The organism is Streptomyces kryoterrae (assembly GCF_054072135.1).
Window position 1 is genome coordinate 6563786 of the sequence record NZ_CM133358.1, and the last position, 23474, is coordinate 6587259.

The window sequence follows — 23474 nt, forward strand, 5'->3', positions numbered from 1 at the left end:
AGGAGCGACCGGGTGCAGACGGGCGGATTCGCCAAGTGGACGCAGCGGTTCGAGGACGAGCGGGAGCGCCGGCTCGCCCAGGGGGACCCGGACTGGGGGCAGGGGGCGACTCTGCACCCGGCGGTGTGGGCCAGTATTCAGCGCTTCCAGATCGGCGAGGACGGTGACGGAGCGAACCTCGTCGGCAAAGCGGACCGGGCCGGTGATGCCGACTACGCGCAGGCCGTCCGGCTCTTCGTCGCCGAGGAGCAGAACCACGCCCGCCTGCTCGCCCGGCTGCTGGCCGCGGGCCGCGTACCGACGTTGACCGGTCACTGGAGCGACACGGTCTTCGTACGGTTGCGGCGTCTCATGGGTCTGCGCCTGGAACTGCTGGTGCTGATGATCGCGGAAGTGGTGGCGCTGCGCTATTACCGGGTCCTCCGTGATGGCACCCCTGACGGGCTCACTTCGGACGTGGCGGGACGGATCCTGTCCGACGAGCAGCGCCACGTCCCGTTCCCCTGCGAGCGACTGCACGCCTCCCTGGCAGAACTGCCCCGCCCGGTGCGCCGCCCGGTGACGGTCCTCTGGCGACTGCTGCTGCTCGCGGTCTCCCTCGTCGTCGCCGCTGACCATGGCGCAGCACTACGCCAACTCGGCATCGGGCGCCTTCGTTTCGTCGCCGACGTCATGGCATCCGCCGGCGTGGTGGTCTCGGCGGTGCTGGCACCTCGCCCAGACGCATGGTCAAGCATGCGTTGACACCCAGAACAGCTTCTTGGATCACCAGCTCCCGTGCCTGCGCGATGCGGTCCGGACGCCCCCGCCCCGGGGGCGCTGGGCGTGACGTACGAGCCGGTCGACACGTGTGTGCACCGGCGAACTCCCTTACCTGCAGCGGAAGTTGAGCCCGAACGCGGTCGTCTGGACCATGGGTGCGCAGGGTCGGACCGTCAAGATCAATGCAAGCCCTTTCCCTCCCCGCTTTGGGCGGTCGGCGGACCGTGCCGGACGAATAGGGCCGCGCTGTAGGGAAGTCGGCTGTGTATCACCTGTGAGTCCTGAGCTGCCGATACGCCGTGGGGCTGACGTACCGGACGACCGGTTTGGCCCGTTCGGTGCTCACGCTCCGGAGATTGGCCCGTTACCGACAGTGCAGCCCCCACCTCGGGCAACTCATACTGAGTTCGCGCAACAACGGGGGCTCTTGTTACGTCCTGAACCGCAACGCAACGCAGGTAACGCGGCGCCACTGACCAGGCGCCGCCGAGGTTCACGCGGCCATCGCGTTCACTCACGCCACTGTGTGGCCGACGTGTGCCCACGATGCCCTGGGAGGGGAAACAGTATGAGGAACTCACGCCTGAGAGCACTGTCCGGTGTACTTGCCGCCGGCGCGCTCATCGCCGGTCTGTCCGGTTCGACGGCGCAGGCATCGGAGAACACCGCGACCGCCGCTCCGGCGGAGATCGGCATCCGGTTCAACCCGGACGGCGATGCCGGGCAGTGCGGTGGGCTGTCGGGGCAGCAGTGGGGCGTCGACCCGGACTTCACCCGGGCGATCCGGTTCGACACCGACAACCGCTCGGGCGGCTGTCAGTTGTCCTTCGGTATCTTCGACCCGAGCAACACGCTCTCGGGCGCGTCCATCACCTACGGCTTCCAGGCCAGTGCCGGTGGCGACGCGGGGCAGTGCGGAAACCCGGGCACGTACCAGGTACCGATCCAGCGGTTCAGGACCTTCGGGTCCCAGGTCCGGGTCGACACGGACGGCAGGCCGGGCTACTGCAACCTCACCTTCACCGTCTCGGGCCGCTCCGACGTCATCCTGGAGGTGAGGTACTTCGCGGACGGCGACGGCAGCCAGTGCCTGAACTCCCTGCCCTCGGACCAGAACCACACGGCGTTCGCGGGCAGCCCGGTGACCATCGGCATCGACACCGACGGGCGCTCCGGCGGCTGCCAGATGCAGCTGCGGCTGCAGAAGGTCTAGCAGTCAGGTCCCAGCGCACCGGCCGGTTCACCACCGTGCAGTCGGCAGGGGTGCTGCGGTAGCGGGCGTGTCCGGGTTTCCGGGCCCGCCCGCCCTGTCGTTCCTGCCCTGGAGGACGGTTCAGCCTGCCGCACCGCGCAGCAGTTCCCCCAGCTTCAGTGCCGCCGGCAGCGGCGCGGCAGGCAGCGCCAGGTGAACCGTCCGGCGTAGAGCGGGGTCGGTGACGCGGCACAGGGCCAGTTCGGGTGGGATTGCCCAGGCGGCCAGTGACGGGACGAGTGCCACTCCCAGGCCGGCGGCGACGTAGCCGAACTTGCCGGTCCACTCCGCGATTCTGATGATTTTGCGTGGGGTGAAGCCGGCCCGGGCGCAGGCGTCGGCGAGCATCGTCGGGCGGTCGCCGTACGCGTCCTGGAGCCACGCCTCGTCGCGCAGGTCTCGCAGGCCGATCGACTCGGCTCCGGCCAGGGGGTGTTCGCGGTGGAGGGCGATGAACAACTCGTCCTCCAGTAGCGCGGTCGTCGTGGTGCCGTCGGACGAGGGGAGGCCGGAGGGGTAGTCGCTGACCACGGCCAGGTCGAGCGCGCCTTCCGAGAGGCGTTCCATCAGCGTGGCGCTGCGGCCTTCGACGGCGACGATCTCGACGTCCGGTCTGGCCCGTCTGAACTCCCGCAGGGCGGCCGGTACCAGTGAGATGTTGGCGGTCGCGAAGGCTCCCACGCGGAGCATCCCGCCGTGGCCCGCGTGGATCACGGTCAGCTCCTGCTCCGCCCGCGACAGACGTTCCAGTACGTCCACGGCGTGACGGTGCAGCGCATGGCCGGCGGGATTCAGGCGTACTCCCCGGGGGAGCCGTTCGAAGAGCGGGCCGCCTGCCTGCTGTTCGAGGGTGGCGATCCGCCGGGACACCGCGGACTGCGTGTAGTTGAGCCGGACCGCGGCGGCGGTGAACGAGCCGGTGTCGGCCACGGTCACCAGCAGGCGCAGCGCGTCGATCTCGAACACGTTTCCCCGTTCCTGGCATTCCTGGAGTGCATGGATCTCATCCAATCTAGTCGCTGGTGGAATGCCGTGTCTCTTCGTAACGTCTTATGACGTCGCCGATCCGCAAGCCGAATCCGCAAGCCGCAAGCCGAATCCGCAAGCCGAAATCCGAGGGGGAAACGTGATCGCTCTGCCCGCGATGCTCACCGATCTTGAGGAACTCGTCGTCTGTGAGTCCTTCTCCGCCGACCACACCGCCGTGGCCCGCAGCGCCCAGGTGGTCGGCGCGCTCGGCGCGAGACTGCTGGGCGCGGTGCCGGAGACGATCGTGATCGACGGTGTGACGCACCTGCGGTGGACCTTCGGCACACCGCGCGTGCTGCTGGTGGGGCACCACGACACGGTGTGGCCCGGGGGTTCGCTGGAGACCCACCCCTGGTCGGTGGCCGACGGGATCGCCCGCGGCCCCGGGGTCCTGGACATGAAGGCCGGGCTGGTGCAGATGTTCCACGCGCTGGCCTCCCTGCCGTCCCCGGAAGGTGTGTGCGTGCTGGTCACCGGGGACGAGGAGGTCGGTTCCCCGACCTCCCGGGGGCTGATCGAGGAGGCCGCGCGCGGCCTCGCCGCCGCCTTTGTGCTGGAGGCGTCTGCGGACGAAACGGGCGCGCTCAAGACCGCCCGCAAGGGCACCTCCCGGTACGAGGTCGTGGTGCACGGCAAGGCCGCCCACGCGGGGCTGGAACCGCACCGGGGGATCAACGCGGCGGTCGAGGCCGCTCATCAGGTGCTGGCCATCGCCGGTCTCGGGGACTCGATCGCCGGTATCGCGGGTGACGACTCTCCCGTCCTGGGAGCCCCGACCATCACGCCCACCCTGGTGTCGGCCGGCAGCACACTCAACACCGTGCCCGCGCAGGCGAGGATCGCGGTGGACGTACGCGTGCCGACCCTGGCGGCGCAGGACCGCACCGACGAGCTCATGCGAGGGCTCACTGCCCGTACCCCCGGCGCCCGGCTGACCGTACTGGGTGGGAGGAAACGGCCGCCCATGGAGCCCAGTTGCTCCGCCGAACTGTTCGCCCTGGCCTCCCGCATCGCGTCGGATCTTGGCCAGGAACCGCTGCGTGGGGTCGCCGTCGGTGGCGCCTCGGACGGCAACTACACGGCTGCCGTGGGCTGTCCGACGCTGGACGGTCTGGGCGGCGTCGGCGGCGGTGCCCACGCGGACACCGAGCATGTGCGGATCGCGACGATGGTCCCCCGTACCCAACTGCTCGCTGAACTCGTCGCCCGGACACGGCAGTAGGGCGGTAGCTCACAACTCAGCGCGCTTGAGGGCTCGTTCGTCCAGGAGATCGCTGTGAGGGGAGGCGGCGTCCACGTCATGAAGTCCGGTGAGTCCAGCCCCTGGTTCACTGCCAGGGTCAGTGGTGTCGCCAATCTCCATCTCTTCCTGGCCCTCGCCGGAAGCCTCGGCCGGAAGTGGCGGACAGCGGACACGCCGAACGCCCCGTGGATCACGGGGCGTTCAGGCCGTCGGAAACGGTGTGGCTACCAGATCGCCTCGACCCACTCCGGGTGGTCGATGAACGGGTTGCGGTTGTGCTGGTAGGTGTCGTAGATCGCCTGGTTGCGCTTCTCCTCGAAGGCGCTGGGCGGGTCCGCCTCGTTCCACGCCTTGAGTACGGAGAGCTTGCCGATGTACGGGGTGCTGCCGTTGTTGACCTTCTCGTCGGGCTCCAGGTTGGGCCAGCCGTCGTCACCCTCGTAGCGCACGGCCATGTAGAGGATCATGCGGGCCACGTCGCCCCTGTCCGCGGCACGCGGCGCGAAGGAGTCGGAGTCGACGGTGCTGCCGCCGCCGTTGGTGACCGTGCTGCCGCCGTTGTCGAAGTCCAGGTTGCCGCGGGTGCTGTTGATCACCACGTCGCAGGGGCGCAGGTGGTGCAGGTCCGTGCCGGGGCCGGTCGCCTCGCCGAAGTCGCCGTGGGACTTGGCCCACGTGTGCTCGCGGTTCCAGTCGCCGACGTCGCCGCCGTTGAGGGACTTGGCGCGTGAGGCACCGCTGTACAGCAGGATCACGTTGCTGCTGTTGTTCGGGTCCTGGTCGGTGACCTTGAGGGCGTCCCAGACCGCGGAGTACGAGATCTTCGTCTGGCTGCTGATGATCGTGTGCAGCGAGGACTTGAGCGTCGTACCGGTCTTGCCGATCGCGTTCTTGTAGTACGTCGAGTCGTACGCGGTCGTCGTCGCGCCGGCCGGGGTGGCGGTCATCGTGGGGATGGCGAGGGCCGCCAGGACGGTCGACGTGGCGAGCGCCACGGTCTTCCAACGGCGGGTGCGTATCAGCGTCGCGGGCATCGGGGGTGTCCGTTCTACGCGTGTCGAATGGGGGAGACATCCGGGAGCGTGACATGGACATGCGTTTCCGGCAATGAACTGCGCGTGTCCGTTGCATGACGTGAACCGGCAACTGGGCTGATTTCGGCTCGATTTGACGCGCGTAGAGCCAAGGAGAGGCCATGAGGTGGTCTGGAAACGGGCGTGGCCCCCGACCGGCGTTCCGGTCGGGGGCCACTCGGTGTCAACCGGTGCCGGTCGGGCTCAGCTGACGTCCGACGCGTCCAGACGGTAGGCCGTCGACGTGGACTGCGTGCTCGAACCGCTTTCCTCAGCCGTCGAGTTGGACGAGCCCGACGAGTTGGCGGACCCCGTCGCGGTGCTGCTGTAGTCGCTCTCCTTCACCGCCGTGCCGTACTTCTGCACCCAGGTGGTGAGTTCCTGGTCGCCGCCGCCCATGCCACCGCCCATGCCGCCGCCGAGCTGGATGTAGTGCAGCTCGCCCTTCTTCACCAACTCCTTGAGCCTGGCCAAGGTCATCGCCTTGTCCTGGCCGGTGAAGCCGAACATCGAGATGACGGGCTTGCCGGTACTGAGGATCAGCTGGCCGGCGCCCTGCGAGTTGGACACCGCGAGCAGCCACTTGGCGCCGTCCTGGTGCTTCTCCAGGTACGAGATCAGCTCGTTGCTGACGCTGCCGCCCATGCCGCCGCCACCGCCACCGGGGCCGCCGCTCGTGTCGCCGCCGGGAGCGGTACCGGTCCCGCCGTTCTGGCCGGTGGTCCCACCGCCGGGAGCCGTGCCGCCGCCCGGGAACTGTCCGTTCGTGCCACCGGGTGCGCCGCCGCCCTGCGGGAGCTCGCCGTTGCCGCCACCCGGCTGCATCTGGCCGTTACCGCCGCCGGGGAGCTCCCCGTTCGCCTGGCCGCCCTGCTGCGTACCGCCCTGCTGGCCGCCGGGGCCGCCGCCGTTGCCGCCGAAGCCGCCCCGGCCCCCGCCGGGACCGCCCATGCCGCCGCCGCTCGACGGACCCGCGGTCGGGTTGGTGCCGCCCATGCCGCCGCTGGTGGAGGAGAAGGCGGGCGAGACGGCGTAAGCCGTCGGACCCGCGAGGGCCGCCACGATCGCCGCGACGACGGAGGCGCCGAGCAGCCGGACCCTCGTACCGGAGCTCGCGGTCCGCAGGACGAACAGGCCCGCGATCGCGAGGACCATGAGTACGGCGATCGTCGGCCACAGCCAGGTGTTCCAGCCGGTGGCCCGCCGCAGTACCACGATCGCCCAGACGCCGGTGACCGCGAGGCCGGCCGGCAGGACCCAGGACCAGCGGGCGTCACCGCTGCGGAAGGCGCGCCACAGCATGACGCCGCCGGCGCCGGTCAGCGCCGCGATGCCAGGGGCGAGCGCGGTCGTGTAGTACGGGTGCATGGTGCCCTCGGCCATGGCGAAGGTCACGTAGTGCAGCGCCAGCCAGCCGCCCCACAGGACGAGCGCGGCGCGCGTCAGGTCGGTGCGCGGGGCCCGTCCGCACAGCACCAGGCCGGCGGCGAGCGCGAGGAACGCGAAGGGGATCAGCCAGGAGATCTGGCCGCCGAGGATGTCGTTGAACATCCGGCCGATGCCCGCGGTGCCGGCGAAGGTGCCGCCTCCGCCTCCGCCGCCTCCACCGTTGCCCTCGCCGCCGAGGACGCGGCCCAGGCCGTTGTAACCCATGATCAGGTTCCAGGCGGAGCCGTCGGTCGAGCCGCCGATGTACGGGCGGTCGTCGGCCGGGACGAGCGATACCGCCGTGGCCCACCAGAAGCTGGAGACGGCCAGGGCGACCGCGGCCAGGGCGAGGTTGACGACCTTCTTCTTCCAGCCGAGCTTCGACGCGTACACGTACACGGCGAAGACGGCGGGCAGGGCGATGTAGCCCTGGAGCATCTTGGTGTTGAAGGCGAGCCCGAAGAGGACCGCGGAGCCGATGAGCGGCAGCAGCTTGTCGGTACGCACCGCGCGCAGGGCGAGGGCGGCGCCGCCGGCCATCAGCAGGACGAGGACGGTGTCGGGGTTGTTGTCGCGGTTGATCGCGACGGTGATCGGGGTGAGCGCGAGGACGAGCGCGGCGATCGTGGCCGCAACGTGCCCGAAGACCCGCTTCACGGAGGAGTGCAGGATCCAGATCGTGCCGAGGCCGGCCGCGACCTCGGGCGCCATCATCTGCCAGGTCCCGAAGCCGAAGACGCGGCACGACAGGCCCATGATCATCATCGCGAACGGTGGCTTGTCGACGGTGATGAAGTTGCCCGCGTCGAGCGAGCCGAAGAACCAGGCCTTCCAGCTCTGCGTACCGCTGTAGATCGCGGCGCTGTAGAAGCTGTTGAGGCTGGAGGAGGAGAGGTTCCAGGAGTACAGGACCCCGGCCAGCAGCAGGATCGCGAGCAGTGCGGGCAGCGACCAGCGCGGCGCCTTCTCGGGCGGGCCTGGCGCGGCGGGGGCCGGTGGAGCCTCGGGGGCCGCGGGTTCGGCGGCGGCGGGGGTCTCCGGGGCGTGGGGGTGTGGGTCGGTGGCAGATGTCACCATCGAATCGTCCGGACGGCGGGTGGGTGCGCGCTGTGGCGCGACTGGGGGCCAGCTGTGAATCAGGGCAACAGTGCGTTACGCGCGGTGCGGGCTTTCCCCAAGCAAGCCGCTCCGCAAGCCGCCAAGTCAGCTTCCGAGCAAGCCGCCAAGCAGCCGCTCCGCAAGTCGCCTCGCAAGCTCCCGAGCAGCCGTCAGGCAAGCCGCCAAGTAATTCTCGAAAAAAAGTGCGACCGGCGTACAACCATTCGCATGTGCATGTGAGTCAGAAGGACACCAGCGTGCCAGGGGCGCGCTGATGTCTTTCGGGGATGGGAAACCTCCATGACTCACCACATATCCAGATCCGCGCGCACCCGCGTACTCGGCGGCGCCGCCGTCTGCGCCGCGACCGTGCTGTCGCTCGTTGCCACGGCTACACCCGCCAACGCGGCCACGGCGGCCGTCAGTTGTACGTCCGCAAAGCCCGCCCTCGCCACCAAGCTGAAGCGGGACATCACCACCGCCCTCTCCGGCCGTCGGGGCTCCGTCAGCGTCGGTGTGTTCGACCGCTCCACCAAGACGACCTGTGTGTACCGGGCGCAGACCGCCTACGACTCCGCCAGCGTCGTCAAGGTGACCGTTCTGTCGACGCTGCTCTGGGACGCCCAGAAGACCGACCGCGCCCTGACGGCCACCGAGAAGAGCCTCGCGAAGGCCATGATCACCAAGTCGGACAACGCCTCGACCACGAAGCTGTGGAACCAGCTGGGCCTGACGAAGATCAGGGCATTCGTCGCGGCCGCGGGCATGACGCAGACCAAGCCCGGCGCGAACGGCTACTGGGGTCTCACCCAGATCACCGCCCGCGACGAGCAGAAGCTGCTCGCCCTCACCACGATCACCAACGCGATCCTGACCGACAACTCCCGTGCGTACATACAGCAGTTGATGAGCGAGGTCATCGCGTCCCAGCGCTGGGGTACGCCGAAGGGCGCGCCCTCGGGTGTCTCGGTGCACGTCAAGAACGGCTGGCTGCAACGCGCGACGAACGGCTGGCGGGTGCACAGCGTCGGCACGTTCAAGGGTGGCGGCCACGACTACATGATCACGGTGCTCACCCAGGGCAACAGCACCTGGAACTACGGCATCACGACCATCGAGGGCGTCGCCAAGGTCGTCCACCGGGATATCGCCGCGAGCTGATCGCCGGCCGATCACGGGCCGGCCGCGAGCCGACTTCACCGCGTCGCCTCCCGGCCGTCACCCACCCGATCTACGGTGACCGCCATGCGCCTGCGACCCCTGCGAACCCTGCTCACCACCGTCACCGCCGGTCTGGCGGCGGCCGGCTGTCTGACCGCCGCCGGACCGGCGAACGCCAACTCCCTCACCGGTACTGCCAGTACTGCCAGTAACGCCAGTGCTGGCACTACCGTCAGCAATGCCTGCTCACCCACCGTCTCCCTCGACCGCTTCTCCGACGCCCTCGACAAGACGACGTACGACGGCACCTTCGTCGGTAACCTCTCCGCGCTCGCCGTGGACCAGAACGGCGACCTCGCCGCCCTCTCCGACCGCTCGTCCCTGTTCACCCTGGACCGGCGGACCCTGAGCCCCACGAGCGTCGTCCCCCTCGCCGACGAGACCGGCGCCGCGCTCGACTCCGAGGGCCTGGTCGTCGACCGGGACGGCACCCGCCTCGTCTCCTCCGAGACGGAACCCTCCGTACGCCGCTACTCCCGCGACGGCCGCATCCTCGACCGTCTCCCGGTGCCGGACGCGCTCAGGGTCGCCCCGGCCGGCCGTGCCACCACCAACCAGACCTTCGAGGGGCTCACCCTCCTCCCCGGCGGCCGTACGCTCCTCGCGTCCATGGAGTACGCGATCTCCGGCGACTCCACCGGCATCACCCGCTGGCAGACCTGGGAGCGCAGGGGCAGCCACTTCGTACTGGGCGCCCAGTACGCCTACCGCACCGACTCCGGCCTGGGTGTCCCCGAGGTGGCCGCGACCCCCGACGGCCGTCTCCTCGTCCTGGAGCGCGGGTTCACCGCCGGCGTCGGCAACACGGTCCGCCTCTACCTGGCCGACCCGCGCCACGCCACGGACACGAGCGGGGTCGACAACCTCACCGGCCAGGACAACGGCGTACGCCTGGTCAAGAAGACGCTCCTCGCCGACATCGTGAACTGCCCGTCACTGGGAGCGACCGCCAAGCAGCCCCAGCCGAACCCCCTCCTCGACAACATCGAGGGCATGGTCGTCACCGGCCGCACCCACAGGGGCCTGCGTGTCCTGCTGGTCAGCGACGACAACCAGAACGCCGTACAGACGACCCGCTTCTACTTCCTGCGGGTCCGGACGCCGTAGCCGGAAGTAGCCGCGCGTAGCCGGAATTGTTGCGGAGGGATGAAATCCCCTTCCGCCCGCGTTGGTGCTTACCGGCGGAGTGCGGAATCGCGGATCTACGGAAGGCGCCGGAGTGACTGAGCAGCGGGGGCGGAAGCCAGGACCCGAACCGGAACAGGTGCCGGATCCGGAACAGGTGCCTGCACCGGTGAAGGCGCAGGTATCGGCATCGGCACCTTCACCCGTACCCGTACCCGTACCCGTACCGGGATGGGCGCGGCGGCTGGTCGGATACGCCTGGCGGTATCCGAAGGACGTCGTGCTCTCCCTGGGTGCGTCCCTCGGCGGTATGGCCCTCATGGCGCTGGTCCCGCTGATCACCAAGGTGATCATCGACGACGTCATCGGCGACAAGAGCCGCTCCATGGCCCCCTGGGCGGGCGCGCTCGTCGTCTCCGCCGTCCTCGTCTACGTCTTCACCTACATCCGCCGCTACTACGGCGGCCGGCTCGCCCTCGACGTCCAGTACGACCTGCGGACGGAGATGTTCGAGACGATCACCCGCCTCGACGGGCGCCGCCAGGACGAACTGTCCACCGGGCAGATCGTCGGGCGGGCCACCAGCGACCTCCAGCTGATCCAGAGCCTCTTCTACATGCTCCCGATGACCCTCGGGAACGTGCTGCTCTTCGTGATCTCCCTCGCGATCATGGCCTGGCTGTCCCTCCCGCTCACCCTGGTCGCCCTCGCCGTCGCCCCCGCCCTCTGGATCGTCGCCAAGCGCAGCCGGACCAAGCTCCACCCGGCCACCTGGTACGCGCAGGCCCAGGCCGCCGCCGTCGCCGGTGTCGTGGACGGCGCCGTGACCGGCGTACGCGTGGTGAAGGGGTTCGGGCAGGAGGACCAGGAGACCGGGAAGCTCAGGGAGGTCGGGCGGCGCCTGTTCGCGGGGCGGCTGCGGACCATCCGGTTCAACTCCGTCTACACGCCGGTGCTCCAGGCCGTGCCCGTGCTCGGGCAGGTCGCCATGCTCGCGGTGGGCGGCTGGCTGGCCGTGGGCGGGCACATCACGCTCGGTACGTTCGTTGCCTTCTCCACCTATCTCGCCCAGCTTGTCGGGCCCGTGCGCATGCTCGCCATGGTGCTGACGGTCGGGCAGCAGGCGCGGGCCGGTACCGAGCGCGTCCTGGAGCTCATCGACACCCGGCCCTCCCTGCCGGACGGTCACAAGGACCTGCCCGCCGACGCCCCCGCCACCGTCGAGTTCGACGACGTCTCGTTCGGCTACGACCCCGAGCACCCCGTCCTCGACGGGCTCAGCTTCGAGATCCGGCCCGGTGAGACCCTCGCCGTCGTCGGCTCCTCCGGCTCCGGCAAGTCGACCGTCTCCCTCCTCCTGCCGCGCTTCTACGACGTGACGCGCGGCGCGGTCCTCATCGGCGGGCACGACGTCCGCGAACTCACCCTCGACTCCCTCCGGGCCGCGATCGGGCTCGTCCCCGAGGACTCGTTCCTCTTCTCCGACACCGTCCGCAACAACATCGCGTACGGCCGTCCGGACGCCACCGAGGAACAGATCCTCACCGCCGCGCGAGCCGCCCAGGCGGACCGTTTCATCGCCGAGCTGCCCCACGGCTACGACACCAAGGTCGGCGAGCACGGCCTCACCCTCTCCGGCGGCCAGCGGCAGCGCGTCGCACTCGCCCGCGCCATCCTCACCGACCCCCGTCTCCTCGTCCTCGACGACGCCACCTCCGCCGTGGACGCGCGCGTCGAGCACGAGATCCACGAGGCGCTGGGGCACGTCATGGAGGGACGCACGACCCTCCTCATCGCCCACCGCCGCTCCACCCTCGGCCTCGCCGACCGCATCGCCGTCCTCGACGGCGGACGCCTCGCCGACCTCGGCACCCACGACGAACTCCAGGCCCGTTCCGCCCTGTACCGGCGGCTGCTGACCGACCCGGACGAGCTGGGCGGCGTCTCGCCCGGCCGCGCCCTGCCCTCCGCCGCTCCGCCCGAGGACACCTCCGTACGGGACGAGCTGGACGCCGAGTTCGACGCCGAACGCGGGGTCACCCCCAGGCTGTGGAACGGCGACCGCGAGCCCAAGGACACCGCGTTCGCCGGGATGCCGGCCACGCCCGAACTCCTGGCCCAGGTCGAGGCGTTGCCCCCGGCCGACGACACCCCGGGCATCGACGAGGCACGCGCGGTCACGCCCGAGGAGTCGTACGGGCTGAAGCGGCTGCTGCGCGGCTTCGGGACGCCCCTGCTGGTGAGCCTCGGGCTCGTCGCCGTGGACGCGGGGATGGGGCTGCTCCTGCCGATCCTGATCCGGCACGGCATCGACTCGGGCGTCTCCCAACTCGCCCTGGGCGCCGTGTGGGTGGCCGCCGGGCTCGCCCTGGTGTCCGTCGTCGTCCAGTGGGCGGCGCAGATCGGTGAGATGCGGATGACCGGCCGTACCGGCGAACGCGTCCTGTACGCACTCCGGTTGAAGATCTTCGCCCAGCTGCAACGCCTCGGACTCGACTACTACGAAAGGGAGTTGAGCGGGCGGATCATGACGCGGATGACGACCGACGTCGACGCGCTGTCGACGTTCCTGCAGACGGGTCTGGTCACCGCGTTCGTCTCCGTCGTCACCTTCTTCGGCATCATGGCCGCCCTGGTGGTGATCGACGTACAGCTCGCGCTCGTCGTGTTCGTCACCATCCCGGTGCTGGTCGTCGGCACGTTCTACTTCCGCCGGGCGAGCGTGAAGGCCTACGAACTCGCCCGTGAGCGTGTGTCCGTGGTCAACGCCGACCTCCAGGAGTCGGTGGCCGGGCTCAGGATCGTGCAGGCGTTCCGGGGCGAGCGGACGGGCGCGAAGCGGTTCGCGGAGGGCAGCGACAGCTACCGCCAGGCGCGGGTCCGGGGGCAGTGGCTGATCTCCGTGTACTTCCCCTTCGTACAGCTGCTGGCCTCGGTCGCGGGAGCGGCGGTGCTGGTCGTGGGGGCGGGGCGGATCGACAACGGGACGCTGACGACCGGTGCGCTGGTCGCCTACCTCCTCTACATCGACCTGTTCTTCGCGCCCGTGCAGCAGCTCTCGCAGGTCTTCGACGGGTACCAGCAGGCGACGGTCTCGCTGAGCCGCATCCAGGAGCTGCTCCAGGAGCGGACCTCGACCGAGGCCGCCGAGGAGCCGCTGGACGTGCTCTCCCTGCGCGGCGACATCGCCTTCGAGGGCGTGGACTTCGCGTACGGGTCCGGCGACGACGCCGAAGAGGCCCTGAGCGGCGTCCAGTTGACGATTCCGGCCGGGCAGACCGTCGCCTTCGTCGGGGAGACGGGCGCCGGCAAGTCGACGCTCGTGAAGCTGGTCGCCCGCTTCTACGACCCGACCGGCGGCCGGGTCACCGTCGACGGCACCGATCTGCGGGCCCTCGACATCACCTCGTACCGCCATCGCCTCGGGGTCGTGCCGCAGGAGGCCTACCTGTTCCAGGGGACCGTGCGGGACGCCATCGCGTACGGGCGGCCGGACGCCACCGACGCCCAGGTGGAGGCGGCGGCCCGGGCGGTCGGGGCGCACGACATGATCGCCACGCTGGAGGGCGGCTACCTGCACGAGGTCGCCGAGCGCGGACGCAACCTCTCGGCCGGGCAGCGCCAGCTGATCGCGCTGGCCCGCGCGGAGCTGGTCGACCCGGACATCCTGCTCCTCGACGAGGCGACGGCGGCCCTGGACCTGGCCACGGAAGCCCAGGTCAACCAGGCCACGGACCGCCTCGCAGGCCGCCGTACCACCCTCGTCGTCGCCCACCGCCTCACCACCGCCGCTCGCGCCGACCGGGTCGTCCTCATGGATCACGGCCGGGTCGCGGAGGACGGCACCCACGAGGAACTGCTCCAGCTCGACGGCCAGTACGCCGAGTTGTGGCGCACGTTCGTGGGCGCGCCGGAACCGGAGGAACCGGTCACCTCGGCCCACTGATCGTCTCGCGCAACCGTTCGGCAGGTGCCCTGCGTCCGTACATCAGTACGGGCGCACGGCTAATGTCATGGCGGTGGCGGAGGGGGACACGGTGAGTGGTGGTTCGATACGGCGGCGGTTGGCGCTCGGGCTGGCCGTGCTGACCGCGTCCGGGATGCTCTCCCTGGCGAGCCCCGGGACCGCCGAAGCGGCCTCCGTGGCCTCCGCGTGCTCCGGCCGCAAGGCGCGGACGCTGGTCTTCTCCACCGGCGAGGTGCGCATCTACCGGCGCAACGGCTACGTCTGCGCGGTGACCGTGCCCAAGCGGCCGGGGGCGCGCCAGTGGATGTCGGTGAGCATACGGGCGCGCGGCGGGCGTCCGGTCGTCGACGAGGGGCAGTTCTCGAAGCGGGCCGGCCCGGTGACCGTGCACGCGGGGCGACGGCAGGTGTGGGTCAAGGGGGCGGTGGGCCGGGGATCGGTCAGTTCCGGCTGGATCCGGTGCTGAGCCGCGATTGAGCCGGTATCGCGCCGGTGTCGAGACCCGTCCGGACCCTATTTCCTGATCCCCGCCCGAGGGATTTCCCTATGGCCCCTGGTGTGCCGGTAGTTGCTCCGATAGCTTCCGGCCCACAGATGTCACACAGGGGGAGGGTGCATGGGTAAGGCGCTCAGATGGCTCCTCGCGCTCGCCGTGCTCATAGGCACGTTGAGCACGGCGGGAGCGGCCACCGCCGCTCAGCCGGAGGCCACCGGCACCACGCGAACGACCAGCGGTGCGGACATCAAGGACCAACTCCTCGCGATCCCGGGCATGAGCCTGATCCAGGAGAAGCCGTACACCGGCTACCGGTACTTCGTCCTCGACTACACCCAGCCGATCGACCACCGGCGGCCGTCCAAGGGTACGTTCCAGCAGCGCATCACCGTCCTGCACAAGGACGTCTCACGCCCGACGGTGTTCTTCACCAGCGGGTACTTCGTCAACACGAACCCCAGTCGCAGTGAGCCGACGCGGATCGTCGACGGCAACCAGGTCTCCCTGGAGTACCGCTTCTTCACTCCGTCCCGTCCCGACCCGGCCGACTGGTCCAAGCTGGACATCTGGCAGGCGGCCGCCGACCAGCACCGCCTCTTCACGGCGCTGAAGAAGATCTACGCCAAGAAGTGGCTGACCACGGGCGGTTCGAAGGGCGGCATGACCGCCACGTACTACGAGCGCTTCTACCCCCGCGACATGGACGGCGTCGTCGCGTACGTCGCCCCCAACGACGTGGTGAACAAGGAGGACTCGGCGTACGACCGGTTCTTCGCGGGCGTCGGCACCAAGGAGTGCCGCGACCGGCTGAACGCCGTACAGCGCGAGGCGCTCGTGCGCCGGGAGCCGCTGGAGAAGAGGTACGCCGAGTACGCCGCCGCCGAGGGCTTCACCTTCGACACCATCGGCAGCCTGGACCGCGCGTACGAGGCCGTCGTCCTCGACTACGTCTGGGGCTTCTGGCAGTACAGCCTGCTCGCCGACTGCGAGTCCATCCCGGCGGACGCGAAGAACGCGGCCGACGACGACATCTGGACCTCGATCGACACGATCTCCGGGTTCTCCTTCTACACCGACCAGGGCCTGGAGCCGTACACGCCGTACTACTACCAGGCGGGCACCCAACTCGGCGCGCCCACCATCAAGTTCCCGTACATCGAGAAGAAGTACATCCGCTACGGCTACCAGCCGCCGCGCAACTTCGTCCCCCGGGACATCTCGATGAAGTTCCAGCCGCGGGTGATGCGGGACGTCGACAACTGGGTCGAGCACCGTGCCCAGCACATGCTGTTCGTGTACGGGCAGAACGACCCGTGGGGTGCCGAGCGGTTCCGCCTCGGCAAGGGCGCGAAGGACTCGTACGTCTTCACCGCCCCCGGCCTCAACCACGGCGCGAACGTCGCGGGTCTGGTCCCCGACCAGAAGACGCTCGCCACGGCCCGCATCCTGGAGTGGGCCGGCGTCGCCTCGACGGCCGTCCAGTCGAACCCGTCGGTGGCCAGGCCGCTGGCCACGTACGACGCCAGGCTCGACAAGCGCGACATCGAGCGGGAGCCCACCCTGCGGCCGTAACGACCGTGGAAGGTACGGGTAGTTGATCGCGACGCGGCCCCCCGGTGACATGTCACCGGGGGGCCGCGTCGTCGTGTGGTCAGCCGTCGGTCGCCGTCGGCGGGCGGCCTGTCATCAGCCGGTTGACCAGGGCCACCAGCAGGTCCCGGCTGTCCGGCCGCTCCCGGAGGTCGCCCATGATGACCGGGACGTTCGGGTCGAGGTCGAGCGCGTCCCGCACCTCGTCCACCGTGCGGTCCCGCAGCCCGTGGAAGCAGTTGACGCCGACCACGAAGGGGACGCCACGGCTCTCGAAGAAGTCGATCGACGCGAAACTGCTCTCCAGCCGCCGGGTGTCCGCGAGGACGACCGCGCCGAGCGCCCCGTGCACCAGGTCGTTCCACATGAACCAGAAACGTTCCTGGCCCGGCGTCCCGAACAGGTACAGGACGAGCCGGCTGCTCACCGTGATCCGGCCGAAGTCCAGTGCCACGGTCGTGGTGGTCTTCAGCTCGACCCCGTCGAGGTCGTCCACGTCGAGCCCCGCGACGGTCAGTCGCTCCTCGGTGTGCAGGGGCGGGATCTCGCTCACGGAGCCGACCATGGTGGTCTTGCCGACGCCGAAACCGCCCGCGATCAGTATTTTCACCGCGGCGGGCGCGGTGGGCGTCCCGGCCACGGACACCTGTGACCCGGTCTGTTCGTCAGAGTCTGAGTAGGGCATCCTTCACCGCCTGAAGAAGAGTCATGTCGGGTTCCTGGCCGACCGCGAGTGGTGGCCGGGCCGTCACCCGGTCGAGCGTGATGAGATCGCCGACGAGGATCTTCGTCACCGCCACGGGCAGGTTCAGCCCGGCGGCGACCTCGGCGAGGGCCACCGGTGTACGGCACTGCCGGAGGATCGTCCGGTGCTCGGGCTGCAGCCCCCGGTCGCCGTGCCGTTCGTCGGGCGCGACCGTGGCGATCACCGTGATGAGGGTGAGGTCGTCGCGCACCGAGGCCGTCCGGCCATGAGTGATCGTGTACGGCCTGACCAGGCTTTCCTCGGCCTCATCGTCGTCCGGCGACGCGTCCGCCCAGTGGCTCACTCACGCCCCCCGCCCTCCAGCCGCTGGACCCGCACCTCGGTCCCCAGCCGCTGCCCCACCTGCTGGACGAGGGTGTCCATCGCCACGGCCATCACCTCGGCGTCGACCTCCTGGTCCGCCACGACCGCCAGATGGGTGCCCCGGCCGGCCGCGCTGACGAACAGCCAGAGCTCGTCGAGCTCGATGATGACCTGGCGGACGGCCCCGCCGCCGAAGACCTCACCGACTCCGCGGGCCAGGCTCTGCTGACCGGTGGCGATCGCGGCCAGACGTTCCGCGTCGACCCGGGCCATGCTGCTGGACTGGCTCACCACCAGCCCGTCGTCGGACAGCACGATGGCGTTGAGGGTGCCCGGAACCTGGTCGACGAGACGGTCGAGGAGCCAGTCGAGGTCGGAGTTGGTGGCAGTGGTTCGCAGAGTCATCGTCCGTCTTCCTTCCGGGCCCGGTCGGGTCCCGGTGCGGGATGGGTGGGCGGGTGGCCGGGCTGCTGATCGGCGTCGGGCCTGAGCCGGGCGGCCTTGGACTGGCGCTGGAAGGCACCCACGGTGGCACCGGAGCGGGCGCCCGTCCGGCGGGGGAGAGGCTGCGCGCCGGTGCCTGGGCCGGTGTGCGGCGGTTCGGTGGCGTACGGGGGCGGGGCCTCCCGGAGTTCGGTGGCGAGACTGGCCTGCCGGACGCGCCGGGGCAGGGGGTTCTGGCTCGCGGTGGGGGCCGGAGCGGGTGCCTGCGCGGGGGTTGGCGCGGGAGTCGGCGTGGACCGGGCCGGCGGTGTCGGCGGTGCGATCCAGGGGCCGATGAGCGGACGCGCGTACGCCTCCTGGTCGGCGGCGTGCGTGGGGTGCCCGGAGTTCCCCGGGTGTCCGGTGTGCGGCCGGGGGGCATGGTGGGTGGGGGCGTCGGCCGGTCCGGTGCGGGCCGTCGCCCCGCGGAGCGTGAGCGGGTCCGGGACGGGCCCGGCCGAGGACGCGGGGCGGGTGGAGGCGTGCCCCGGTCCGGTGCGGGAGGTCGCCGCGCGCAGCGCGAGCCGGTCCGGTACGGCGGCGGGCGCGGGAGTCGGGGCCGCCGCAGGAAGCGGGACCGGCTGCCCCTGCACCGGCCGACCGGCGGTGATCAGCTCCGCCGGGACCAGGACGACGACCCGGGTGCCCCCGAACGACGAGGGCCGCAGCTCGACCTGGAGGCCCAGGTTCGCGGCGAGCCGGGCCACGACGTACAGGCCGAGCCGGGCGTCGTCGGCGCGGGACATCACGTCCATGCGGGGCGGCGCGGCCATCAGCTCGTTGGCCTCGGCGTACTGCTCGGGGTCCATGCCCATGCCGCGGTCCTCGATCTCGATCGCGACCCCGCGCCCCACCTGGGAGGCGGTCACCTCGACCGGGGTCGGCGGCCGGGAGAAGGACACCGCGTTCTCCATGAGCTCCGCGAGGAGGTGGACCATGGGGCCGACGGCACGCTCCGACAGCCAGGTCTCGCCGTCGGTGTCGAGCCGGATGCGCCGGTAGTCCTGCACCTCGCCCTGGGCGGAGCGCAGGATGTCCAGCAGGAGAACGGGCCTGCGCCAGCGCCGCTGCGGTGTCCCGCTGCCGAGGATCACCAGGTTCTCCTCGTAGCGGCGCAGCCGGGCCGCCAGGTGGTCGAGGTCGAAGAGCCCTTCCAGGACCTCGGGGTCCTCGTGCCGCCGCTGCATCTCGCCGAGACGTTTCAGCTGCATGCCGATCAGCAACTGGGTGCGCCGGGCGATGCGTTGCAGCAGCCGCTCGAAGCCGCGGTACAGCTCGACCTCCCGCACCGCGGTCTCCAGGGCCGAGCCGCGGGCCTGGTTGAGGGCCTGGCCGAGCTGGCCGAGTTCGTCGTCGCCGTGGCGGATCTCGGGCAGTTCGGCGTCGGTGTCGACCTTCTCGCCCTGGCGCAGCCGTTCCACGATGTCGGGCAGCCGCTCCTGGAGTTCGAGGGCCGCGGCGCGCAGTCCGAAGATCCGGCGGCGCAGTGTTCCGGTCAGGCGCAGCGAGAGGACCAGTATCAGCAGCACGGCAGCCGTGCTCACGGCGCTGTTGACGATCATTTTGGTCATCAGGCCGCCGAGGTCGTCGTCGGTGATGGCGATGAGGTCGTCGGAGTAGGAGCTGCTGGCCTGCAACAACGGGGGAGTGATCCCGGCGAGGCTCTGCTGCCACTCCTTGCCGAGCTTGGCGGAGACGGCGGTCCGGCCGCCCGCGTCGGTGTTCCTGGTGTTCAGGAGGGTCTGTTCGACCGCGGTCTTCCGCTTCCAACCGGTTCCGGACAGCACGGCCCGGTATGCCTTGGCGCGGGCGTCGGGGAGCCGCGGAACGACCTTGTCGCTGTAGATGTGTTCCTGACTGCCGATCAGTTCGGCGAGCTGGAAGCGCTGCTCGTCGGTGAGTCTGCCGCTCGCCACTCCGGCGGCGATGATCGCGTCCTCGCGCGAGATCATCTCCAGGCCCCACTGCGCGTCGAGCGCCGGCCGGGCGAGGACGGTCGTCTCGCCGATGCCGATGTTGCCGAAGTCCTCGAACAGCTGCATGCTCGACGCGGCGACGCCGGTGTAGGCGTCGAACGTCTGCTGCTGGTCGGCGGACCGCCGGTCCACGGCGTCCCGGTAGCGCGGCAGCTTCTTCAGACCGAGGGTGAGATTCTGGAAGGCCTCGTCGAGGGAGCGGGGGGCGGTGCCGAGCGCCTCGAGGCTCCGTACGGACTTGTCGGTGAGTTCGCGTTGACGTGTCAGTTCGGACCTGGCGGTCTTGGGGTCCGCGAGCGCCGTCGCGCTGAGCCGCCGCTCCGCCTGGAGGTTGTAGAAGACGGTGTAGAGCGGGGTGCCGAACCGTTTCCCCTGCTCGTTGCGGTCATGGACGGTCCGCCAGTCGCCGTAGAGCTGGGCCGAGTTCATCCCGCCCAGGGCCACCAGGGCGAGACAGGGCACCAGGGCCAGGACGAGGAGGATCGTCCGGAGCGACAACTGGCGCTTCGGAACTTTCGGAGCCTTCGCTTCCTTCGCAGCCTTCGGAGTCCGATTCTGCTGCTGTTGCGCCGTGCGTGCGTGCAGTGCCACAGAGGTTCCCGGCCTGTGAGTGCTGGCGGACTGCCCGAAAAGAATGGGGTCCGCGCCATGACAGGGGGGAGCCTACCGATTCACGAAATCAGCACAACAGTTGTTCCGATGAATGGGAGCGACTCGTTACTTCGCCACTTGTCCGATGAAATGGAATCCTTCATGCCGGTTTCGCGCACCCGACCGGCCGCTCCCCGCCCAACTGCACGTAAAGGGCAGTAGAACTGGGGCAGTTGACGCGTTTGGTGACGGCCTCGGTCACCCGGTACTCCGGCTTCTTCTCGCCCTTCCCGTCGCACGCCGTCTCGCGCACCTCCCCGCGCCCGGCGCTGTACACGCAGTCGCCGACGATCGTGCGTGGGCCTCCGCCGCCGCCCGGGTCGCCGGGGTGCGGGGCCTGGAGGTTGCGCATACAGGCGTAGCCCTGTGGGACGGTACCGTCGCCGTCCTCGTCGGCGGCGGGGCGCTGTTCGCTGATGTGCAGCACGAAGTCGGTGGTCGCCGGGCACGACGGACCGTTGGTCACCCGGCCGTCGTACCGGGCCACGACCCGGGCCGCCGCCCGCTCGCTGGTGCAGGGCACCTCGGTGAAACTGGTGATGCCGAAGGAACTGCACTCGTCGATGGAGAGGAAGACGGTGCCGTAACCGGTGGGCCGGGGCGACGCGGGCCGCCGGCCGACCGCCGTGCCGTCGGCGGCCCCCGAGGCCGTCCCCTCCGAGGAGTCGCCCGCCGAACCGCCCGCCGAACCGCCCGTCGAACCGTCCGACGACAGCTGACACCCGGTCGCCGTGCACACCGCGACCAGGATCAGCAGCGCGCAGGCGAACACCCGCCCGCGCACCACTCCCACGAACACCGTGGAACGCACGGACCCCACAGAACGCACTGTGCGCATCGCATCCCCCCGAGTACCCGCGCCCAGCGTGGCCCGCGACGCCAGGGCCACGCCGGAAGTTCAGCGGATTTGCTCCTATTGGGGGTGGTGCGCCGGTTGTGCGTCGTACGCTGCGTACGCCTCCTTACCTCCTTCCTCTAGTACGACAGTCCGTGACCGATCGGATACAGAACGCGGGCCGGATCGTCCGCGCGCAGCACCGGCACCGGCAGCCTTCCGCGCGGCCGGACCCGGCCCGCGATCACCCGTGCGGCGGCCCGGAGTTCGACGTCGGTCCAGGAGTAGGTGGCCAAGTAGGCCTGTACGGACGGAAGTTGTGCCACGTCGTAGGGATTGCGGACGGCGACACACACCACGGGCCGACCGGTGGCGAGGAGTTGGGTGGCGAGGGCCCGCTGACTGCTTGTGCCGCTGAGGTTGTACGTCCCGACGACGACCGCGTCCACCTCCCCGGCGGCGGCGACGGCCCGGGCGATGACGGCGGCGGAGGGGGCGGTGCCGGTCGACAGGGCGGTGGCGGTGAAGCCCAGTTCGGTGAGGGCGTTCGCCAGAACGGTGGTCGGCGGCCCGGTCGTACCGGACGGCGAGGCGGGATCGGCGCCGACGACGAGCACCCTCCTGTGGGTGACCGGGGAAAGGGGCAGCACCTTCCCCGCGTTGACGAGGAGGGTGGTGGTCCGCTCGGCGATCCGGTCGGCGGCCAGGAGATGGCCCCGGACACCGACGGCCCGGTCGACCCCGGCATGGGTGACGTACGGCCGGTCGAGCAGCCCGAGCCGGTTCTTGAGCCGGAGGATGCGCAGCAGGGAGGTGTCGAGCCGTGCCTCGGTCAACTCGCCCTGCCGGACAGCCGTCAGTACGGCGTTCCAGGCGATGTCGATCGACGGCGGGTTGAGCAGCTGGTCGACCCCGGCCTTCAGCGCGAGCACCGGAACACGGTCGTCGCCGTACTTCTCCCGTACGCCCTGCATGCCCAGCGAGTCGGTGACCACGACCCCGTCGTAACCGAGTTCGCCGCGCAGGATGCCGGTGAGGATCGGGTGGGAGAGGGTGGCGGGGTCGCCGGAGTCGTCGAGGGCCGGGACCATGATGTGCGCGGTCATGATCGAGTCGATGCCGGCGCGGATCGCGGTGCGGAACGGCGGCGCGTCGATGCTGCTCCACTGCTCGCGCGTGTGCTCGATGACGGGGAAGCCGTAGTGGCTGTCGACGGCGGTGTCCCCGTGCCCCGGGAAGTGCTTGGCGGTGGCGGCGACGGAGGACCGCTGATATCCCGTGACCTGCGCGGCGACCAGCCCGGCGACGGCCTTCGGATCGGCGCCGAACGACCGTACGCCGATGACCGGATTGGCGGGATTGACGTTCACGTCGGCCACGGGTGCGTAGTCCTGGCGGATACCGAGGGCGCGCAGCTCGGCACCGCCGATTCGGCCGGCGGTCAGCGCGTCGGTGCGTGAGCCGTTCGCGCCGAGGGCCATGGCCCCGGGGAGGAGGGTGGCGGGTCGGCCGACGCGGGCGACGATGCCGTGCTCCTGGTCGGTGGAGACGAGGACCGGCAGCCCGCGGGGAGGGGTGAGCGAGGCCTGCTGGATGCCGTTGCTCAGATCGGCGATCTGATGCGGATCGCGGGTGTTGTGCGCCCAGGCGAAGTAGATGATCCCGCCGACCCGGTACTTGGCGATCAGTTCGGCCGCCGTCCGTACGCCGATCTCCGCGAGGTTGGCGTCGATGTCGGCCTGGTCGGGGGCGGTGGCGGAGTGCCCGTACACCCGCATGACGAACAGCTGACCGACCTTCTCCTCCAGGGTCATACGGGAGATGATCCGGCGAAGTCGCGCGTCGCTGTCGTACCGGTCGGCCGGATACGCCTCACCGCCGAGGGCGAGGGTGGCGCCGGTGCCGGCGGTCGCGGCGAGAAGGGCGCGTCTGGAAGGGCGGGCACCGGGCCCGTTCGGCTCAGCGTTCTGCTCAGCTTGGTCGCGCACGAAGGCGCTCCTTCCCTCGTGAAGGAAACTTCCGAGAAGCCACGAATAACCGGGAAGTTTCTTCCAGTCAAGAGTGCGCACGCTAACCCGAGATGGCCGAACGCCCCCGGAAAGGGGCCGTCACCGGCGCATCGGAGGGGGGCGCGCCGGTGACGGCTCGCTGCCGGCCGCAGGCGGTTTGGAGAGGG

17 protein-coding genes are annotated in these 23474 nt (G+C 70.3%); 8 read left to right on the forward strand and 9 right to left on the reverse strand.

Annotated features, from left to right (window positions below; genetic code table 11):
• The first annotated feature begins 12 nt into the window (after window positions 1–12).
• Both ACW4TU_RS29195 and ACW4TU_RS29200 read left to right on the forward strand, forming a co-directional pair.
• Window positions 13–744, forward strand: a complete 732-nt coding sequence (locus ACW4TU_RS29195) for a ferritin-like domain-containing protein (protein WP_457417858.1) — start codon at window positions 13–15, stop codon at window positions 742–744.
• A gap of 586 nt (window positions 745–1330) precedes the next feature.
• Entirely contained in the window at window positions 1331–1975 is a 645-nt protein-coding gene (locus tag ACW4TU_RS29200) for a hypothetical protein (protein ID WP_457417860.1), read from the forward strand.
• Between the two features lie 120 nt (window positions 1976–2095).
• On the opposite strand, the gene ACW4TU_RS29205 is transcribed toward ACW4TU_RS29200, so the two are convergent.
• Window positions 2096–2980 carry a LysR family transcriptional regulator gene (locus ACW4TU_RS29205; RefSeq protein WP_457417862.1) on the reverse strand — a complete coding sequence of 295 codons (885 nt, stop codon included), beginning with the start codon at window positions 2978–2980 and terminating at the stop codon, window positions 2096–2098.
• A 178-nt stretch (window positions 2981–3158) separates the two neighbouring features.
• Between ACW4TU_RS29205 and ACW4TU_RS29210 the strand changes: the two genes are divergently transcribed.
• The gene (locus ACW4TU_RS29210) at window positions 3159–4265 is read left to right on the forward strand and encodes a M20/M25/M40 family metallo-hydrolase (RefSeq protein WP_457430372.1); all 1107 of its coding nucleotides are present in this window, start codon (window positions 3159–3161) and stop codon (window positions 4263–4265) included.
• Between the two features lie 245 nt (window positions 4266–4510).
• On the opposite strand, the gene ACW4TU_RS29215 is transcribed toward ACW4TU_RS29210, so the two are convergent.
• Window positions 4511–5320: an endonuclease I family protein gene (locus ACW4TU_RS29215; RefSeq protein ID WP_457417864.1), complete on the reverse strand. Its 810-nt coding sequence runs from the start codon at window positions 5318–5320 to the stop codon at window positions 4511–4513.
• 243 nt (window positions 5321–5563) lie between these two features.
• A complete protein-coding gene (locus ACW4TU_RS29220) occupies window positions 5564–7861 on the reverse strand; it encodes a mannosyltransferase YkcB-related protein (protein ID WP_457430374.1) in 2298 nt (765 codons plus the stop codon).
• A gap of 324 nt (window positions 7862–8185) precedes the next feature.
• On the opposite strand from ACW4TU_RS29220, the gene ACW4TU_RS29225 reads away from it, so the two are divergent.
• From ACW4TU_RS29225 to ACW4TU_RS29245, 5 genes are all read left to right on the forward strand, one after another.
• On the forward strand, window positions 8186–9046 hold the full coding sequence (locus tag ACW4TU_RS29225; RefSeq protein WP_457417866.1) for a serine hydrolase: 861 nt from the start codon (window positions 8186–8188) through the stop codon (window positions 9044–9046).
• Between the two features lie 84 nt (window positions 9047–9130).
• Window positions 9131–10213 carry an esterase-like activity of phytase family protein gene (locus ACW4TU_RS29230; protein WP_457417868.1) on the forward strand — a complete coding sequence of 361 codons (1083 nt, stop codon included), beginning with the start codon at window positions 9131–9133 and terminating at the stop codon, window positions 10211–10213.
• A gap of 187 nt (window positions 10214–10400) precedes the next feature.
• Entirely contained in the window at window positions 10401–14177 is a 3777-nt protein-coding gene (locus ACW4TU_RS29235; protein WP_457417870.1) for an ABC transporter ATP-binding protein, read from the forward strand.
• A gap of 67 nt (window positions 14178–14244) precedes the next feature.
• Window positions 14245–14664, forward strand: coding sequence for a hypothetical protein (locus ACW4TU_RS29240; RefSeq protein WP_457417872.1), 420 nt, complete (start codon window positions 14245–14247; stop codon window positions 14662–14664).
• A gap of 150 nt (window positions 14665–14814) precedes the next feature.
• Complete coding sequence (locus ACW4TU_RS29245; RefSeq protein WP_457417874.1) at window positions 14815–16266, forward strand: S28 family serine protease; 1452 nt, start codon at window positions 14815–14817, stop codon at window positions 16264–16266.
• 79 nt (window positions 16267–16345) lie between these two features.
• Here ACW4TU_RS29245 and ACW4TU_RS29250 read toward each other — a convergent pair whose 3' ends face one another.
• The 6 genes from ACW4TU_RS29250 to ACW4TU_RS29275 form a co-directional block, all read right to left on the reverse strand.
• Window positions 16346–16969 carry a GTP-binding protein gene (locus ACW4TU_RS29250; RefSeq protein ID WP_457417876.1) on the reverse strand — a complete coding sequence of 208 codons (624 nt, stop codon included), beginning with the start codon at window positions 16967–16969 and terminating at the stop codon, window positions 16346–16348.
• Entirely contained in the window at window positions 16950–17333 is a 384-nt protein-coding gene (locus ACW4TU_RS29255) for a DUF742 domain-containing protein (protein ID WP_457417878.1), read from the reverse strand. Before ACW4TU_RS29255 ends, ACW4TU_RS29250 begins: the two co-directional genes overlap by 20 nt.
• Window positions 17330–17758: a roadblock/LC7 domain-containing protein gene (locus ACW4TU_RS29260; RefSeq protein WP_457417880.1), complete on the reverse strand. Its 429-nt coding sequence runs from the start codon at window positions 17756–17758 to the stop codon at window positions 17330–17332. Before ACW4TU_RS29260 ends, ACW4TU_RS29255 begins: the two co-directional genes overlap by 4 nt.
• Window positions 17755–20310 (reverse strand): sensor histidine kinase, encoded by a 2556-nt coding sequence (locus ACW4TU_RS29265; protein ID WP_457417882.1) that lies wholly within the window; start codon window positions 20308–20310, stop codon window positions 17755–17757. The genes ACW4TU_RS29260 and ACW4TU_RS29265 overlap by 4 nt, the downstream gene beginning before the upstream one ends.
• 253 nt (window positions 20311–20563) lie before the next feature.
• Window positions 20564–21274, reverse strand: coding sequence for a hypothetical protein (locus tag ACW4TU_RS29270; protein ID WP_457430375.1), 711 nt, complete (start codon window positions 21272–21274; stop codon window positions 20564–20566).
• A 164-nt stretch (window positions 21275–21438) separates the two neighbouring features.
• Window positions 21439–23286 carry a glycoside hydrolase family 3 protein gene (locus ACW4TU_RS29275; protein WP_457417884.1) on the reverse strand — a complete coding sequence of 616 codons (1848 nt, stop codon included), beginning with the start codon at window positions 23284–23286 and terminating at the stop codon, window positions 21439–21441.
• Between the last annotated feature and the right edge of the window lie 188 nt (window positions 23287–23474).

Excerpts from the sequence above, each read along its gene's own strand:
- ACW4TU_RS29245 (WP_457417874.1), top strand. The coding sequence starts at position 14,815 with ATGGGTAAGGCGCTCAGATGGCTCCTCGCGCTCGCCGTGCTCATAGGC.
- ACW4TU_RS29250 (WP_457417876.1), bottom strand. The coding sequence starts at position 16,969 with ATGCCCTACTCAGACTCTGACGAACAGACCGGGTCACAGGTGTCCGTG.
- ACW4TU_RS29225 (WP_457417866.1), top strand. The coding sequence starts at position 8,186 with ATGACTCACCACATATCCAGATCCGCGCGCACCCGCGTACTCGGCGGC.
- ACW4TU_RS29200 (WP_457417860.1), top strand. The coding sequence starts at position 1,331 with ATGAGGAACTCACGCCTGAGAGCACTGTCCGGTGTACTTGCCGCCGGC.
- ACW4TU_RS29240 (WP_457417872.1), top strand. The coding sequence starts at position 14,245 with ATGGCGGTGGCGGAGGGGGACACGGTGAGTGGTGGTTCGATACGGCGG.
- ACW4TU_RS29260 (WP_457417880.1), bottom strand. The coding sequence starts at position 17,758 with ATGACTCTGCGAACCACTGCCACCAACTCCGACCTCGACTGGCTCCTC.
- ACW4TU_RS29215 (WP_457417864.1), bottom strand. The coding sequence starts at position 5,320 with ATGCCCGCGACGCTGATACGCACCCGCCGTTGGAAGACCGTGGCGCTC.
- ACW4TU_RS29210 (WP_457430372.1), top strand. The coding sequence starts at position 3,159 with ATGCTCACCGATCTTGAGGAACTCGTCGTCTGTGAGTCCTTCTCCGCC.
- ACW4TU_RS29230 (WP_457417868.1), top strand. The coding sequence starts at position 9,131 with ATGCGCCTGCGACCCCTGCGAACCCTGCTCACCACCGTCACCGCCGGT.